Annotated in this window: 14 protein-coding genes; 7 read left to right on the top strand and 7 right to left on the bottom strand. The window is 67.7% G+C overall.

The window, feature by feature from the left end:
- Window positions 1–122 precede the first annotated feature (122 nt).
- Both H0U68_RS01665 and H0U68_RS01660 read right to left on the bottom strand, forming a co-directional pair.
- Complete coding sequence (locus tag H0U68_RS01665) at window positions 123–1,169, bottom strand: aldo/keto reductase (RefSeq protein WP_296352420.1); 1,047 nt, start codon at window positions 1,167–1,169, stop codon at window positions 123–125.
- A gap of 9 nt (window positions 1,170–1,178) precedes the next feature.
- Window positions 1,179–2,468 carry an SGNH/GDSL hydrolase family protein gene (locus H0U68_RS01660; protein ID WP_296352419.1) on the bottom strand — a complete coding sequence of 430 codons (1,290 nt, stop codon included), beginning with the start codon at window positions 2,466–2,468 and terminating at the stop codon, window positions 1,179–1,181.
- Window positions 2,469–2,565: 97 nt separating this feature from the next.
- Between H0U68_RS01660 and H0U68_RS01655 the strand changes: the two genes are divergently transcribed.
- Entirely contained in the window at window positions 2,566–3,450 is an 885-nt protein-coding gene (locus tag H0U68_RS01655) for a LysR family transcriptional regulator (protein ID WP_296352418.1), read from the top strand.
- A 54-nt stretch (window positions 3,451–3,504) separates the two neighbouring features.
- On the opposite strand, the gene H0U68_RS01650 is transcribed toward H0U68_RS01655, so the two are convergent.
- The 4 genes from H0U68_RS01650 to H0U68_RS01635 are packed head-to-tail and all read right to left on the bottom strand — an operon-like array spanning window position 3,505 to window position 8,470.
- On the bottom strand, window positions 3,505–5,118 hold the full coding sequence (locus H0U68_RS01650) for a DHA2 family efflux MFS transporter permease subunit (RefSeq protein ID WP_296352417.1): 1,614 nt from the start codon (window positions 5,116–5,118) through the stop codon (window positions 3,505–3,507).
- 19 nt (window positions 5,119–5,137) lie between these two features.
- Window positions 5,138–6,460 carry an efflux RND transporter periplasmic adaptor subunit gene (locus H0U68_RS01645; RefSeq protein ID WP_296352416.1) on the bottom strand — a complete coding sequence of 441 codons (1,323 nt, stop codon included), beginning with the start codon at window positions 6,458–6,460 and terminating at the stop codon, window positions 5,138–5,140.
- Window positions 6,457–7,893 (bottom strand): efflux transporter outer membrane subunit, encoded by a 1,437-nt coding sequence (locus H0U68_RS01640; protein WP_296352415.1) that lies wholly within the window; start codon window positions 7,891–7,893, stop codon window positions 6,457–6,459. The genes H0U68_RS01645 and H0U68_RS01640 overlap by 4 nt, the downstream gene beginning before the upstream one ends.
- A gap of 22 nt (window positions 7,894–7,915) precedes the next feature.
- Window positions 7,916–8,470, bottom strand: a complete 555-nt coding sequence (locus H0U68_RS01635) for a MarR family transcriptional regulator (protein ID WP_296352414.1) — start codon at window positions 8,468–8,470, stop codon at window positions 7,916–7,918.
- An 89-nt stretch (window positions 8,471–8,559) separates the two neighbouring features.
- Here H0U68_RS01635 and H0U68_RS01630 point away from each other — a divergent pair, with 89 nt between their 5' ends.
- The 6 genes from H0U68_RS01630 to H0U68_RS01605 all read left to right on the top strand — a co-directional run bounded on the left by H0U68_RS01630 (window position 8,560) and on the right by H0U68_RS01605 (window position 14,308).
- The gene (locus tag H0U68_RS01630; protein ID WP_296352413.1) at window positions 8,560–10,359 is read left to right on the top strand and encodes an ABC transporter transmembrane domain-containing protein; all 1,800 of its coding nucleotides are present in this window, start codon (window positions 8,560–8,562) and stop codon (window positions 10,357–10,359) included.
- Window positions 10,360–10,784: 425 nt separating this feature from the next.
- Window positions 10,785–11,180 carry a carboxymuconolactone decarboxylase family protein gene (locus H0U68_RS01625; protein ID WP_365730399.1) on the top strand — a complete coding sequence of 132 codons (396 nt, stop codon included), beginning with the start codon at window positions 10,785–10,787 and terminating at the stop codon, window positions 11,178–11,180.
- 124 nt (window positions 11,181–11,304) lie between these two features.
- Complete coding sequence (locus tag H0U68_RS01620; protein ID WP_296352422.1) at window positions 11,305–11,721, top strand: MarR family transcriptional regulator; 417 nt, start codon at window positions 11,305–11,307, stop codon at window positions 11,719–11,721.
- An 83-nt stretch (window positions 11,722–11,804) separates the two neighbouring features.
- Window positions 11,805–12,194 carry a tautomerase family protein gene (locus tag H0U68_RS01615; RefSeq protein WP_296352412.1) on the top strand — a complete coding sequence of 130 codons (390 nt, stop codon included), beginning with the start codon at window positions 11,805–11,807 and terminating at the stop codon, window positions 12,192–12,194.
- A 24-nt stretch (window positions 12,195–12,218) separates the two neighbouring features.
- Complete coding sequence (locus tag H0U68_RS01610) at window positions 12,219–12,968, top strand: SDR family NAD(P)-dependent oxidoreductase (RefSeq protein ID WP_296352411.1); 750 nt, start codon at window positions 12,219–12,221, stop codon at window positions 12,966–12,968.
- A 2-nt stretch (window positions 12,969–12,970) separates the two neighbouring features.
- Window positions 12,971–14,308: a D-serine ammonia-lyase gene (locus tag H0U68_RS01605; RefSeq protein WP_296352410.1), complete on the top strand. Its 1,338-nt coding sequence runs from the start codon at window positions 12,971–12,973 to the stop codon at window positions 14,306–14,308.
- Here the strand turns inward: H0U68_RS01605 and H0U68_RS01600 are convergent.
- On the bottom strand, window positions 14,289–14,753 hold the full coding sequence (locus tag H0U68_RS01600) for a DUF1178 family protein (RefSeq protein WP_296352409.1): 465 nt from the start codon (window positions 14,751–14,753) through the stop codon (window positions 14,289–14,291). The two genes, H0U68_RS01605 and H0U68_RS01600, sit on opposite strands and share 20 nt — an antisense overlap.
- Between the last annotated feature and the right edge of the window lie 8 nt (window positions 14,754–14,761).

The following is a 14,761-nucleotide window of genomic DNA, read 5'->3' as shown; positions in this document are numbered from 1 at the left end:
CGAAGCTCCTGCTGCGTCTGCCCATCCAGCTCAATCGACTTGGCGACCCGCATGGCATCACACCCCCTTGGCCATCGGAGTATGCCTTCGAGCGAAAGTTCAACTAATTCGCGCGCACTACACTAGGAATGAGGCTGCATTTCCTGCACCGGACTGCGCTCTGAAAACTGCCCGTTCCAATACGGATAATAGGGATAGGGGACCAAGCCCTGACTCGCCTCGTCGAGCGCAGCGAGTTGGCCGGCTGTCAACGACCATCCGATCGCGCCGAGGTTCTGTTTCAACTGAGCCTCGTCACGCGCGCCAATCAGCACCGTTGCAACGGTCGGACGGCTCAGCAGCCAGTTGATCGCGATCTGAGGCACGCTTTTGCCGCACTCCCCGGCGACACCCTCAAGGGCGTCGATGACGCGAAAGAGCCGGGCATCGTCGACGGGGGGTGCGAAGCCCGCGGTGGCATGTAAGCGGCTTCCAACGGGCAACTGCTCACCGCGTCGAAGTTTTCCGGTCAGGCGGCCCCAGCCCAGGGGACTCCAGACAATGGCGCCCACACCTTGATCGAGGCCAAGCGGCATGAGCTCGTATTCGTAGTCGCGGCCAATGAGCGAGTAATAGGTCTGGTTGGCGACGTAGCGGGACAACCCGAGGCGATCCGAAGTTGCGAGTGACTTCATCAGTTGCCAACCCGAGAAGTTCGACACGCCCAGGTAACGGACCTTCCCGTCGCGCACGAAGTTGTCCAATGTATGCAACACCTGATCGACGGGCGTCATCGCATCGAAAGCGTGAAGCTGGAGGATGTCGATGTAATCGGTGCCCAGGCGGCGCAATGCCGCGTGGGTGGCTTCGATCAGATGGTGCCTTGAGGAGCCCACTTCGTTGGGCCCTTCTCCGCTGCGCAGGGACAGCTTGGTGGAGATGATGGCCCCATTGCGCCGGCCTTTCAGCGCCGCGCCCAGGATCCGTTCGGATGCGCCATTCGAATAGACATCGGCCGTGTCAAACAATGTGACGCCGGCATCGAGGCAGATGTCGACGATACGTCGCGCCCCCCCGACATCGGTGTTGCCCCAGGCGCTGAAGAGCGGCCCTTCCCCTCCGAATGTGCCTGCGCCGAAACCGAGCACCGGCACCTTGAAGCCGGAGCGGCCAAGAAATCGATATTCCATATCAGTCCCTTATCGAGAAACGATGTTTGAGCGGGCGCCGGCTGACCGGAGCGACTGGGCGACAAGGTGAGCGATCGCCCGATGCCCGGCATCGCTTGGATGCAGATGGTCTCCCGAGTCGAATTCAGGCGCCAGCCGCGCACGATCTGCGGCATCCCGCAAAGCGCGGTCGGCGTCAGCGACGGCGTCGAACTCTGCGCATTCGCGGATCCATTTGTTCACTGCCTGCCGGGTGCGCTCCTTGGCCTCGCTGTAGTGACCTTCAAGCGGAGTCCCTTGCAGAGCGTCCTTGAACGGAGGTACCGTGACCGCGATGATGCGAATGTTGTGCACCCTCGCCTTCGCGATCAGCTGCCGATATCCATCGATGAACTCCTGCGGCGACATTGGCGTGTCGGCGGGAGCGAAAGGGCCGCCCGGCCAGCCAATGTCATTGGTTCCCAGTTGGACCACAATCGCTTCAAGACCAGGTTGCTGAAACGCATCGTTTTCGATCCGCGCAAGAGCACTCAGCCCCATGCCATTCCTCAGAAGCCGGCCGCCGGCGATGCCCGCGTTCAGTACACCGATGCCCTGTCCAGCAAGTTCTTCGGCCAGCGCATCAGGCCAACGCCGGTCGGCATCCGGCGTGGCGCCCACGCCGTCCGTGAGGGAGTCGCCAATCGCAGCGACGGTGTGCGGCACCCCTCCTCCCAGAACGCTGATGGTCCCCAGGAATGCTCGCCCGGTCAGCTTGAGCGCGTTGGATGGAAGCGAGGTTGCAGAGGTTTGGTCGCCTTCAGCGACGTGGACGGTTCCTTGGGCAAGCCAGTGAAAGCCGCCTGGCGCACTCGCACCGGGCAGGAAGACGGATACCGCCAGAGTCGTGAGAGGCGCTACCGCGAAATCGACAGGATCGCTGGTCGCGGTAGCGCCAGCAGGGACGACGACGTAGGGATGCCCTGCGAAAGTGACCGCCTTGGGGTGCTCGGTTCTCCCAGTTCCAGGGTCTGCCATCAGCCCCACGCTTGCTGCGCCAATCCGCAGCGGTGAAGCCGAGTATTCGTTGCTTACCGTGATCCGCAGTGCCGTGCCGCCGACGGACAAGCGCGCACTTTGCCGAACTGTCTGATGGTCGAACGCCGGTGGCATTCCGGTAGGGAGGACGAACCCCTGCGGCCATGTGGATTCGGCACTGCTCATCCAGGATGGCGACCAGCGCGATGGAGGGACAAGACGATCAGCGGCGCAAGCGCCGTTGATCCACATGGAAGAGGCCGCCAAAAGCGATAGGGCGACGAGACGAAAAGCGAGCTTCATGCGAACTCCAGTGATGACATGGCTGTACTTTTGCCTGGAATCGCCGCTGGGGGAACTGCAAGAATGGCATAGTGGCCATTCCAGAATACGAGAGCACATGGACACACTACAGGCCCTGGCGGCGTTCGCTCGCGGCGTCGACGCAGGCAGCTTTTCCGCTGTTGCACGGGAGATGGGCGTCGGTCAGCCGACGGTCAGCAAGCTCGTTTCGTCGCTTGAGGAATCACTCGGTGTGCGGCTCGTGACCCGCGGCACGAGCGGAGTGCAGCTGACTGAAGAGGGTCTACTCTTCCATTCCAGGGCGTCCGGCATCCTGGCAGCATATGAAGAGGCCGTGGCCGAGGTGCAGCACCGCGCTGCGGTTCCCAACGGCCGGGTGCGCATGGCGGCGCCGATCGCACTGGGCGAGAAGCACATCAATCGCCTCGTGCTCAAGTTTCTCGCCAAATTTCCGAAGGTGCAAGTCGACCTGCTACTCGAGGATCGTTTCGTTGATCCGCTCGAGGAGCGTGTCGATATCGCATTGAGAATTGGAGGCGCTGCACCGGCGGGCCTCATCCGGCGGGAGGTAGCAGTCTGGCCGAGATTCCTGGTAGCGTCACCGGCCTACATTGCTGCGCGCGGCGCGCCTGTTGATCCGGACGCACTGGCCGAACACGAGTATCTCGCCTACGGCCAGGCGCTGACGTCTTTCGTGACGCTTTCCGGCCCGGGCGGCAAGTTCGAGATAGAAACAGGCGGCCGGTACCGAGTCACGAGCGCGGTTGCGCTCCTTGAGGCCGTTCTCGACGGCGCCGGTGTCGCACTGCAGCCATCATGGATGGTGAGCGATCTGTTGCGGGAGGGTGCGCTCATACGCGTGCTGGAGCCTTGGACGGGTCCACCGCAACACGCCACACTTCTGTATTCGCGACGCCGGCTGCTGCCTTCAAGGGTTCAAGTCCTGGCGGATTTTCTTCAATCCGAAATTCCGCACATCTAGCCTGCTCACCAGGACGATGCCGCCCATCGGCAACCAGTGCCTGCTTTCACCACCTCAGTGCGCCCCCGCCGCCGCATCCGCGTTCCCAGCCCCCGCCTTCTGCGGCTTGCTCAGCCAGATCACCGGGATCAGCAGCACGAACAGCACGGCCGACGCGTAGAACAGGTCCGTCGCGGCCATCGTGAACGCCTGCTGGTCCACCATGCGGTTGATCAACGACAAGCTCTGCTCGCGGGTCAATCCACTCGCGCCCAATCCTGACAGCGTCGCCTGCGCCGCCGGGTTGGCGGGGTTTACCGCTTCGGCCAGCTGCGAGTGGTGCAGCACGGCGCGGCTCTCCCACAAGGTGGTGGCGATCGAGGTGCCGAAGGCGCCCGCCGTGATCCGCGCGAAGTTGCTCAAACCCGAGGCCGCCGGGATCTTGTCGGGGCTCAGGCCCGACAGCGTGATGGTCACCAGAGGGATGAAGAAGAACGCCACGGCGATGCCCTGCACGATGGTGGGGATCACGATCGTCATGAAGTCCGCTTCGGTGCTGAAGCGCGAGCGCATCCACATGATGAGCGCAAAGGCGACGAAGGCGAAGGTGGCCAGCTTGCGCGGGTCGACCCGCGTCACGTTCTTGCCAACCAGCGGCGACAGCAGGATGGCGAACAGGCCCACCGGCGCCATCACCATGCCGGCGTCGGTGGCCGTGTAGCCCATGAACTGCTGCAGCCACAGCGGCAGCAGCACCATGCCGCCGAAGAACAGCGCGTAGGCCAGCGCGGTGGACAAGGTGCCGGCCCAGAAATTGCGCCGCGCGAACAGGCGCAGCTCCACCACCGGGTGTTCGTCGGTCAGCTCCCAGATCAAAAAGAAGGCGAAGCCCACCACCGCCACCACGGCCAGGCCCACCACGACCGGCGACTCGAACCAGTCCTGCTCCTTGCCGATGTCCAGCATGACCTGCATGGCGCCGATCCAAATCACCAGCAGGGCCAGGCCCACCTTGTCGATCGGCAGCTGGCGCCGCGTGCTCTCTCGCTTGCGGTAGATCGCCCAGGTGGCGCCGGCGGCGACCAGGCCGACCGGCACGTTGATGTAGAAGATCCAGGGCCAGCTGATGTTGTCGGTGATCCAGCCGCCCAGCATCGGCCCCATCACCGGCGCGATCAGCGTCGTCATCGACCACGCCGCCATGGCCGTGCCCGCCATGGCGCGCGGATAGCTGGAGAGCAGCAGCGCCTGCGACAGCGGAATCATCGGCCCGGCGACGAAGCCCTGCAGCGCGCGAAAGGCGATCAGCGTCGTCATGTTGGGCGCCAGGCCGCACAGCAGCGAGGCGGTGATGAACAGGATCACGCTGGCGACGAACAGGCGCACCTGGCCGAAGCGCTGCGACAGCCAGCCGGTGAGCGGCACGCCGATGGCGTTGGCCACCGCGAAGCTGGTGATGACCCAGGTGCCCTGGTTGGGGCTCACGCCCAGGTCGCCGGCGATGGCCGGCAGCGACACGTTGGCAATCGACGTGTCCAGCACGTTCATGAACGTGGCGGTGGACAGCGCGATCGTGCCCCACAGGCGCGCCGAACCCTCCAGGGCCGGATAGGCCGCGGGCGGCGCCGCGGGTGCGGGCTTGTCCTGCGCCGGCGGTGCGCCAGCGTTGTCGGCGGTGAGCTCGGTCATGGCCTGGTTCGCCTTGGGCTCAATGGGTCGTGCTGCTGGCCACGCGCGTCGGCGCGGCGCCAGCAGTGGCGGTGCCCGCAGTGGCATTCGCGGTGCTGGCGGTGCTGGTGTTGGCAGCCGTGCTCCCGCCGCGCCCGCTGTTGGCCGCGACGATGCGGCGCACCTCGACTTCGGCGCCGTTGTCCAGCGAGGCGAACACCGGTGTCTGCGACACGGAGGCAGCACGCGGCGCGTCGGCCAGCGTCTTGCCGTCCTGCTTCGATACGTCGACCGTCGCATCCATCGACAGGCCCACGCGCAGCGGGTTCTTCTGCACCTGCTGCGCATCCAGTGCGATGCGCACCGGCACGCGTTGCACCACCTTGATCCAGTTGCCGGTGGCGTTCTGCGCCGGCAGCAGCGCGAAGGCCGCGCCGGTGCCCACGCCCAGGCCCGACACCGAGCCCTTGTATTCCACGCGCTTGCCGTACACGTCGGCCGTGAGCGTCACCGGCTGGCCGATGCGGATCTTGCGCAGCTGCACCTCCTTGAAGTTGGCGTCGACCCACACCTGGTTCAGCGGCACCAGCGACATCATCGGGGCGCCTGCCGCCACGCGCTGGCCCAGCTGCACCGTGCGCTTGGCGACGTAGCCGTCCACCGGCGCCGGCAGCGCGGCGCGCTGCGAGGCGATCCAGGCTTCGCGCACCTTGGCGGCGGCGGCCTGCACGCTCGGGTGCTCCTCGACGCTGGTGCCGTCGGTCATCACCTGGTTGCTGGCCAGCTGCTCGCGCGCGGCGGACACGCCGGCCTGCGCTGCCGCCAGCGCGGCGCGCGCATCGGCCAGCTGCGTGCCGGCGTGGTTCAGTTCTTCCTTGGACACGGCGCCGTTGCCCACCAGGCCCTGGCGGCGCTGGTAGTCGTCCTGCGCGCGCTTCACGTCGGCGTCGGCCTTGCCGATGTCGGCCTGGCGCAGCCGCACCTGCGCGGCCAGCGTGCCGTTGTTGGTGTAGAGCGTGCGCACCTGTCGCACCGCCTGCGCCAGGTTGGCTTCTGCCTGCTGCAAGGTGACGTTGACGTCGGCCGGATCAAGCTTCACCAGCGGCTGGCCGGCCTTCACGAAGTCGGTGTCGTCGGCGTAGATCGCCATCACCGTGCCGCCGATCTGCGGCGTGATCTGGATCACGTTGCCCTGCACGTAGGCGTTGTCGGTGGACTCGTAGTGGCTGGCCACCAGCCACTCGTACGCGCCCCAGGCCAGGCCGGCCACGGCAACGACGGCGGCCAGGCCGATGAGGGCTTTCTTGCGCTTGGCGGCACGCGGCGTCGTGGCGGCTGCTGCGGTGTCTTGCGGTGCGTTCACTGCTGTTCTTTCCGTGTCGAAGGTTGGGCGGCGAGCTGCTGCGTTTCGGCGTCGGGGGTGAAGCCACCTCCCAACGCGCGCATCAGCTGCACGCGGGTGTCGAGGGCGCGCGCGGCCAGGTCCACGGCGAGGCGGCGCTGGTTCAGCACCGCCGTCTCGGCGGCCAACACGTTGAGGTAAGTGCCCAGGCCGGCGCGGTAGCGCTGCAGCGCGATGCCGTAGGCCTGCTCCGCCGCGGTCTGCGCGGCGCGCTGGTCGGCCTGCTGGCGCGCGACGGACTGCGCCGCGGTGAGCTGGTCGGCCGTCTCGCGCACGGCGTCCAGCACGGCGCCGTTGTAGCTCTCCACCGCGGCGTCGAGGTCGGCGGTCTTGCCGCGCAGGTTGGCGCGCAGCCGCCCGGCATCGAAGATCGGCAGGTGGATGGCCGGGCCCACGCCCGCCTGCAGGCTGCCCGGGTCCAGCAGCTTGCCCAGGCCGATGCTGGACAGGCCGACGAAGGCCGTGAGGCTGATGTTGGGATAGAACTGCGCCTTGGCGCTTTCCACTTCGTGGCCGGCGGCTTCCACGCGCCAGCGCGCGGCGACGATTTCGGCGCGGCGGCCCAGCAGGTCGGCCGGCACGGCGGCGGGAATCGCCACCGGCTTCAGGGCCGCCAGCGGCTTGGCCGCGATGGCGATGTCGGGCTGGCCGACCAGCGCGGCAAGCGCGTTGCGCGTGGTCTGCGATTGCTCGCGCAGCGCCTCGATCTGCTGGCGCGCCTCGGGCAGCGCGCCTTCGCTCTGGCGCAGCTCCAGCGTGGTGTCCAGGCCGGCGTTGACGCGGTCGCGCACCAGCTTGTGCGACTCCTGCCGCTGCGCCAGCGTGCGCTCGGCCACCGCCAGCTGGTCGTGCAGGCGCGCCAGCTGGAAGTAGCTGCGCGCCACCTGGCTGGCCAGCAGCACGCGGGCGGCCTGCACGTCGGCATCGGCCGCGCGCGAGGTGCCCAGCGCCGCTTCCAGCGCCTGGCTGTACTTGCCGAAGAAATCGATTTCCCAGTTGGTGCCCAGCTGCAGCGTGGAAATGTCGCGCACCGAACCGGCGATGGGCGGCGGCACCAAACCATTTTCGGTGTAGCGCTGGCGCGTGACCTCCAGCGACCCGTTCACTTGCGGCAGCGTGGCCGCGTTGGCGACTTCCAGCACGGCGCGGGCGCGCGCGAGCCGCGCCTGCGCGACCCGCAGGTTCGGGTTGTCGCGCAGCGCCTGGGTGATGAGCGCGTCCAGCTGCGGGTCGCCGAAGTCGCGCCACCACTGGGCGGACACCTGCGTCGCGGCGTCGCCGCGCAAACCGAACGTATCGGGCGGGCGCAGCTTGGCTTCCGGCGCGATGCCGGACATGTTGGCGCAGCCGGCCAGCAGCACGGCCGCGCCGAGCGCCGTCCAGCGGTGTGTCACAAAAGTTTGTTTGCTTTGTTGTTCAGTCGGCATTCTTGTTCTCCCGGCGCGCCTGCAAGTGGTGGGCGTTGCCCAGCATGCGCGTGAGAAGTGTCTTGAGGGTTTCCCATTCGTCGACGGAGAAGCCGCGCAGGTGGTCGTTGAGCACCTTGCTCAGCACCGGCGGGATCTGCCCGGCCGCGGCGCGGCCTTCGTCGGAGAGTTCGATGTTGACCACCCGCCGGTCCGCCTCGGAGCGCACGCGGCGCAGCAGGCCCTTGGCTTCCAGCCGGTCCAGCGTGCGCGTCATGGCGCCGGTGTCCAGCTGGCAGCCGCGCGCCAGTTCCGCCACGGTGGACGGATGGCCCAGGTGCAGCTTGTACAGCGGCACCCACTGCGCGTTGGTCAGCCCGGCGGGCTCCAGCGCGGCGTCCACCTCGGCCGCCACGTTGGTCATGATGCGCCGCATGAGATAGGCAACGCTCTCGTCCGGCTGGTAGGACTTGGCGTTGTAGAAATTAACGGGCGGCGCGGTTGCGGGCGCGGTGGTCCGGCGGCTGCCGGGCGCGGGGCGCGCGCGCAAAGGTGTGGTGGACATGAGCCGCGATATTAGTTGCCTGGGCAGATACTGTCAAGGCGATGATTGGATGAGCAAGCAATGCGACCTTAATGGGTACACTGCCCGCCATGGCAGAGTCCGCGATCCCTTCGACCCGCTCCGCGCAGCCCGCCAAGGGCGCGCCCACATCGCTATCCGGCCTGCTGCCTTTCCTGCGGCCCTACCGCGGACGCATCGCGCTGGCCGGCGTGCTGCTGGTGCTGGCGGCCGGGGCCACGCTGCTGTTCCCGCTGGCCCTGCGCGGCATGATCGACCAGAGCCTGTCCACGGCCGGCCATGGCGAGCGGCTGCTGGCGCTGCGCGAGCATTTCCTGGCGCTGTTCGCGGTGGCGGTCGCGCTGGGCATTTTTTCGGCCGGGCGCTTCTACACCGTCAGCTGGCTGGGCGAACGCGTCACGGCCGACCTGCGCAACGCGGTGTATGCGCACGTGCTCAAGCAGAGCCCCGAGTTTTTCGAGACCACGCGCACGGGCGAAGTGCTGTCGCGCCTGACCACCGACACCACGCTGGTGCAGACGGTGATCGGCTCGTCGTTCTCGCTGGGCCTGCGCAACGTGGTAATGGGCGTCGGCGCGCTGGCGATGCTGGTCTACACGCATCCGTACGTGATGTCGCTGGTGTTCGTGGCCGTGCTGCTGGTGGTGCTGCCGGCCGCCACGTTCGGGCGGCGCGTGCGCAAGCTGTCGCGCGCCAGCCAGGACCGCGTGGCCGATTCCAGCGCCATCGCGGCCGAGGTGCTGAACGCCATTCCGGTGGTGCAAAGCTACACCGGCGAGGCACGCGAAGCCGGGCGTTTCGACAACGCCACCGAGACCGCCTTTCGCACCGGGGTGCGGCGCACCCGCGCGCGCGCCGTGCTGGTGGCCTTCATCATCATCGCCAACGCGGCCGTCGCGCTGTGGGGCCTGTACCAGGGCACGCAGGCGGTGCTGGCCGGCAGGCTCAGCGCGGGCCAGCTGGGCCAGGCGGCGCTGTACGTGATCATCTTCGCCGGCGCGGTCGGCATCCTCGGCGAGGTGTATGGCGACCTGCTGCGGGCGGCCGGCGCGACCGAGCGCCTGATGGAGCTGCTGGCCAGCCGCTCGCCGGTGGCGTCGCCCGCGCAGCCGCTGGCCTTGCCGCCTGCGCACGGCGGCAGCCGGGTGGCGTTCAGCGGCGTGACCTTCCACTATCCGTCGCGGCCGGCGGTGCCGGCGCTGAAGGATTTCGATCTCATGGTGGCGCCCGGCGAGACCGTGGCGCTGGTCGGGCCGAGTGGCGCCGGCAAGACCACTGTGTTCTCGCTGCTGCTGCGTTTCTACGATCCGGCGCAAGGCACCATCGCGCTGGACGGCGTGCCGGTGCGCGATCTCGCGCTGGGCGACCTGCGCGGGCGCATCGGGCTGGTGTCGCAGGAGCCGGTGGTGTTCTCGGCCAGCGCGATGGAGAACATCCGCTATGGGCGGCCCGGGGCAAGCGACGACGAAGTGGTCGCGGCGGCGCGTGCTGCGTACGCGCACGAGTTCATCCTGGCGCTGCCGGGGGGCTACGACAGCTTTCTTGGCGAGCGCGGCGTGCGGCTGTCGGGCGGGCAGCGCCAGCGCATCGCGATCGCGCGGGCGATGCTGAAGAACCCGCCCCTGCTGCTGCTCGACGAGGCGACCAGTGCGCTGGATGCGGAGAGCGAGCGGATGGTGCAGGCGGCGCTGGAGTCGGCGATGCGCGACCGGACGACGCTCGTGATCGCGCACCGGCTGGCGACTGTGCAGCAGGCGGACCGGATTGTTGTTCTGGACCATGGGCGGATTGTTGAGCACGGGACGCACGAGGAACTGATGGCGGCGCGGGGGGTGTATGCGCGGTTGGCTTCCTTGCAGTTCATGGAGTGATTTGCGCGCGTGCGTGCGGGTTGCGTGCGGAGACCTCGCGGCGTCGTGGCCCGCGGTGCCCGGGGCGGCTCATGCTGTGGCGGTCGGCGCTGCGCGCCGACTCCGCTGCGCTGTTCGGTCCGGAGCCGGCGCAGTAGAACTCGCTGCGCGTTTGCAAGCAAACACTCCGCTCAGACAGCTACTGCGATTCAGTCAACGAAGCGCGCAAGCGCGCCCGGCTCCGGACCGAACAGCACAGCCGCCCCAGAAATCGCCGCCCCGGGCACCGCGGGCCACGACGCAAGAGACGTTGTTGGTGCAACGCATCGATCACTTCGTGACCCACTACAATCGCCGCCGCATCCGTTTCGCTGGACCGCCACTGTCGGTGCCGTGTCAGTGATCCTAGAACCGTTCCTCGACGATAAATCAACCAAGGAGAATTAGTGAACATTCCAACGAAGCGTCGCGAGATCGGTGAACTGACGCTCAGTCGGATCACCGGTGGAACAGGCTCGGCGGTTGTCGATAGCTTGAAAGACATCGCGCCAGATTTAGCAGAATGGGTCATCGACTTTTCGTACGGCGATGTGATGTCCCGCCCGGGGCTGGATCTTCGTTCAAGGCAATTCGCTACTGTGGCGGCGCTTACCGCGATGGGAACTGCGGTACCGCAATTGCGAGTGCATTTGCACGGTGCACTCAATGTTGGTTGCGAACCTTCCGAGCTTGTGGAAGTGATTCTTCAGATGGCCGTTTTCTCCGGCTTTCCCAGCACCATCAACGCGCTCAACATCGCACGAGAAGTCTTCAAGGAACGCGGCGTTACGCCCGCGGCTTGAACTCTACGTACTCGCGGAGCGCGTGACGGTCGCGCGCCACCATCATGTCTGTCGCGGGACGTGGTGTCCACCAAGCGGAAAACAGTTGCATAGCTAACCATATCCAGCTAAGATGCAATCCAAGATGTTCGACCACTGCCTCTACTTCAACACCACCGCGCTGGCCCGCGTGGTCGAGCGCGAGTGGACGCAGGCCTTCAAACCGTTCGGCGTCACACCCCCTCAAGCCTTCCTGCTCAGGCTGGTCCTCGCCCAACCCGGCATGTCGCAACACGAACTCGCCACTAAGTTGACCATCAGCCGCCCGACCGCCACCCGCCTCATCGACGGCCTGGAAACCCTGGGCCTGCTGGAGCGCAGGGAGGCCGAGCACGACGCGCGCCATTGGTCGGTGTACCCCACGGCAAAGGGGCGTGCCCTGCACGATGCGCTCACCATCGCCAGCGGCGCCGTCACCAAACGCATCCAGCAGCACGTCGGCAAGGAGAATTTCCTGGAGACTGTCGGCAAGGTCCGCGCCGTCTGCTCCGCGCTCAAGTGAGTTCCTTTTTTTTACCCATATAGTTGCATAGCTAACCACTTTCCTCAACCCGCCGCACCCGCGGTTTTCATCCGGAGATCACCATGCCCTTCGTTCGTATCGACGTTCCCAGCCACTTCACCGAGTCCCGCCTCCACGCGGTGGCCGATGCCGTGCACGACAGCCTCGTGAAGACCTTCAACGTGCCGCAGGACGACCGCTTCCAGGCGCTGCAGCGGCATGCCGCTGGTGAAGTGGTGATCGCGCCCAGCTACATGGGCATTTCGCACGGGCGCAATGCGATCCTGGTGCAGATCACCTGCAGCGAGGGGCGGTCGGTCCCGGTGAAGAAAGCGCTGTTCGCCGCCATCGCGCAGGCGGTGGCCGCGGCCGGCGACCTGCCGCCCGCCGACGTCATCATCAACCTGGTGGAGACGGTAAAAGAGAACTGGTCCTTCGGCAACGGCATCGCGCAATACGCCGCCGCCGACTGAGCAGCAACCCCGAAGGAGACTGCCATGCAAACCGCTTTGGTCACCGGCGCCAGCGCCGGCTTCGGCGCCGCCATCGCGCGGCAGCTGCTGCGCGACGGCATGCGCGTGGTGCTGGCCGCGCGCCGGCTCGACAAGCTTGCCGAGATCGCCGCCTCCTCTCCCGACCACGCGCATGCCGTGCAGCTGGACGTGTCGCGCCGCGAGAGCATCCCGGCCGCGCTGGCGTCGCTGCCCGACGCGTTCAGCCGCATCGACGTGCTGGTCAACAACGCCGGCCTCGCGCGCGGCCTGGCTCCAGCGCAGGAGGCGGACGGCAACGACTGGGACGAGATGATCGCCACCAACTGCGCGGGGCTCGTGCACGTCACGCGCGCCCTGCTGCCCGGCATGGTGCAGCGCGGCAGCGGCACCATCGTCAACCTGGGCTCGGTGGCGGGCGAGTTCCCCTACCCTGGCGGCAACGTGTACGGCGCCACCAAGGCCTTCGTGCACCAGTTCACGCAGAACCTGAATGCCGACCTCATCGGCACCGGTGTACGCGCGACCTGCATCGAACCCGGCCTGTGCGGCGGCACCGAGTTCTCGGCCGTGCGCTTCAAGGGCGACATGGCGCGCGCCGAGGCGGCATACCAGGGCGTGCAGCCGCTCACGGCGCAGGACATCGCGGATACTGTGAGCTGGATCGTGCACCGGCCGGCGCACGTGACCATCAACACGATCAGCATGATGCCCAACTGCCAGTCCTTCGCGCCGCTCGCGGTGCGCCGCGCTTGACGATGGACGCCGCGCAAGTCCCGACGGAAGAAGACCTGCGCGCCGGCTGCCCGTGCTTGTGGATCAATCCGCGGCTCGCGCCGGCCGCCGATGCGCTCGCGGCCGCGCCTGTGCCTGCCGACATCGGCGATGCCGCCGAAGCGCGCTTCGCGCGCTGCGCGCCAGCGCTGGCCAGGCTCTTCCCCGAGCTGGCCGCGTCCGGTGGCGCGATCGCGTCGCGCCTGGTTGCCGTGCCGCGGTTCGCAGCGGCGCTGCTGGACGACTCGCGGGCGCAGGGCCCGCTGCCGCGCGTGCTGCTCAAGGCTGATCACGAGCTGCCAGTCGCTGGCTCGATCAAGGCGCGCGGCGGCTTCCATGAAGTGCTGGAGTTCGCGGAGAAACTCGCAACAGAGCACGGGGTTCTGCAGGCAGGCAACGACAGCGCCGCGCTCGCCAACCCCGAGGCCCGGGCCCTCTTCAGCCGCTACCGCGTCGCCGTCGGCTCCACCGGCAACCTGGGCATGAGCATCGGCATGATGGCGGCGGCGCTGGGCTTCCAGGCCGTGGTGCACATGTCGGCCGAGGCCAAGGCCTGGAAGAAGCAGCGGCTGCGCGGCGCGGGTGTGACGGTGGTCGAGCACGCGGGCGACTACGAAGCCGCCGTGGCCGCCGGCCGCGCCGAAGCCAACGCCGATGCGTACAGCCATTTCGTCGACGACGAGCGCTCGGTGTCGCTGTTCGCTGGCTACGCCGCCGCGGCGAAAGAACTGCGCGCGCAACTCGCAGCGCAGCAGGTGCGCGTCGATGCCCACCATCCGCTGCTCGTCTACCTGCCCTGCGGCGTGGGCGGCGCGCCGGGCGGCATCGCCTTCGGGCTGAAGCGCCTGTTCGGCGACGCCGTGCATTGCTTCTTCGCGGAGCCGACGGCGTTTCCCTGCTTCCTGGTGCGGCTGGCGTTTCCGGAACGCCCCGAACTGTCGGTCTACGACTTCGGCCTGGGCCAGGCGACGCAGGCCGACGGCCTGGCCGTGCCGCGCGCCTCGGAGCTCGCGGCGGATGCCATGCGGCAGCTGCTGTCGGGCGTGTTCACGGTGAGCGACTCCACACTGCTGGCGCATCTCGCGCTGCTGCACGAGACCGAAGGCATGCGCATCGAACCATCGGCGGCCGCCGGCTTCGGCGGCTTGCGCTGGCTGCTGCACAGCGACGGTGGACAGGCCTATCTCGCCCGGCAAGGGCTGCAGGCGCGCGCGGCGGACGCGACGCACGTGCTGTGGACCACCGGGGGATCGCTGGTGCCGCAGGAACAGTTCGCGCAGTTCCTGGAACTCGCGCCGGCGCTTACTGCAGCGGGCCCTTGAGCGCCTTGGGGATCGGCAGCGGCAGCACGCCGATGCCCTCTTCCACCAGCGCCTGCGCCTCTTCGGCCGAGGCCTGGCCGCGGATGGCGCGCTCCTCGGTTTCGCCGTAGTGCATGCGGCGCGCTTCCTCGGGGAAGCGCTGGCCCACGTCCTCGGTGTTGGCCACGACGTGGCGCACCATCTTCATCCACGCGGCCTGCATCGCCTGCTCGGGACTGAGCACCACGTCCTGCTTGGCGGGTGCCGTGGAAGCGGCGGCGGGCGCGGCCGGCGCGGAGGCACCCAGGTTCAGGCGCGGCGCGCTGGGCAGCTTCTGCACGCCGTGGTCGCCGCAAAGCGGGCACTCCACCAGTCCGCGGCCCAGTTGGTCCTGGAAGTCGTCTTCCGAACCGAACCAGCCTTCGAAGCCGTGGCCGTGCATGCATTGGAGGTTCAGGACCTTCATGGTCTTGA

This window comes from Ramlibacter sp. (genome assembly GCF_013697775.1).
GTDB lineage: Bacteria > Pseudomonadota > Gammaproteobacteria > Burkholderiales > Burkholderiaceae_C > Ramlibacter.
The sequence above is the reverse complement of the archived record's forward strand: the minus strand, read 5'-3'. Positions and strand labels throughout refer to the sequence as shown.

Bases quoted from the DNA above. Each gene is read 5' to 3' on its own strand.
- H0U68_RS01665 (WP_296352420.1), bottom strand. From the start codon at position 1,169: ATGGAATATCGATTTCTTGGCCGCTCCGGCTTCAAGGTGCCGGTGCTC.
- H0U68_RS01660 (WP_296352419.1), bottom strand. From the start codon at position 2,468: ATGAAGCTCGCTTTTCGTCTCGTCGCCCTATCGCTTTTGGCGGCCTCT.
- H0U68_RS01655 (WP_296352418.1), top strand. From the start codon at position 2,566: ATGGACACACTACAGGCCCTGGCGGCGTTCGCTCGCGGCGTCGACGCA.
- H0U68_RS01650 (WP_296352417.1), bottom strand. From the start codon at position 5,118: ATGACCGAGCTCACCGCCGACAACGCTGGCGCACCGCCGGCGCAGGAC.
- H0U68_RS01635 (WP_296352414.1), bottom strand. From the start codon at position 8,470: ATGTCCACCACACCTTTGCGCGCGCGCCCCGCGCCCGGCAGCCGCCGG.
- H0U68_RS01630 (WP_296352413.1), top strand. From the start codon at position 8,560: ATGGCAGAGTCCGCGATCCCTTCGACCCGCTCCGCGCAGCCCGCCAAG.
- H0U68_RS01620 (WP_296352422.1), top strand. From the start codon at position 11,305: ATGTTCGACCACTGCCTCTACTTCAACACCACCGCGCTGGCCCGCGTG.
- H0U68_RS01615 (WP_296352412.1), top strand. From the start codon at position 11,805: ATGCCCTTCGTTCGTATCGACGTTCCCAGCCACTTCACCGAGTCCCGC.
- H0U68_RS01610 (WP_296352411.1), top strand. From the start codon at position 12,219: ATGCAAACCGCTTTGGTCACCGGCGCCAGCGCCGGCTTCGGCGCCGCC.
- H0U68_RS01605 (WP_296352410.1), top strand. From the start codon at position 12,971: ATGGACGCCGCGCAAGTCCCGACGGAAGAAGACCTGCGCGCCGGCTGC.
- H0U68_RS01600 (WP_296352409.1), bottom strand. From the start codon at position 14,753: ATGAAGGTCCTGAACCTCCAATGCATGCACGGCCACGGCTTCGAAGGC.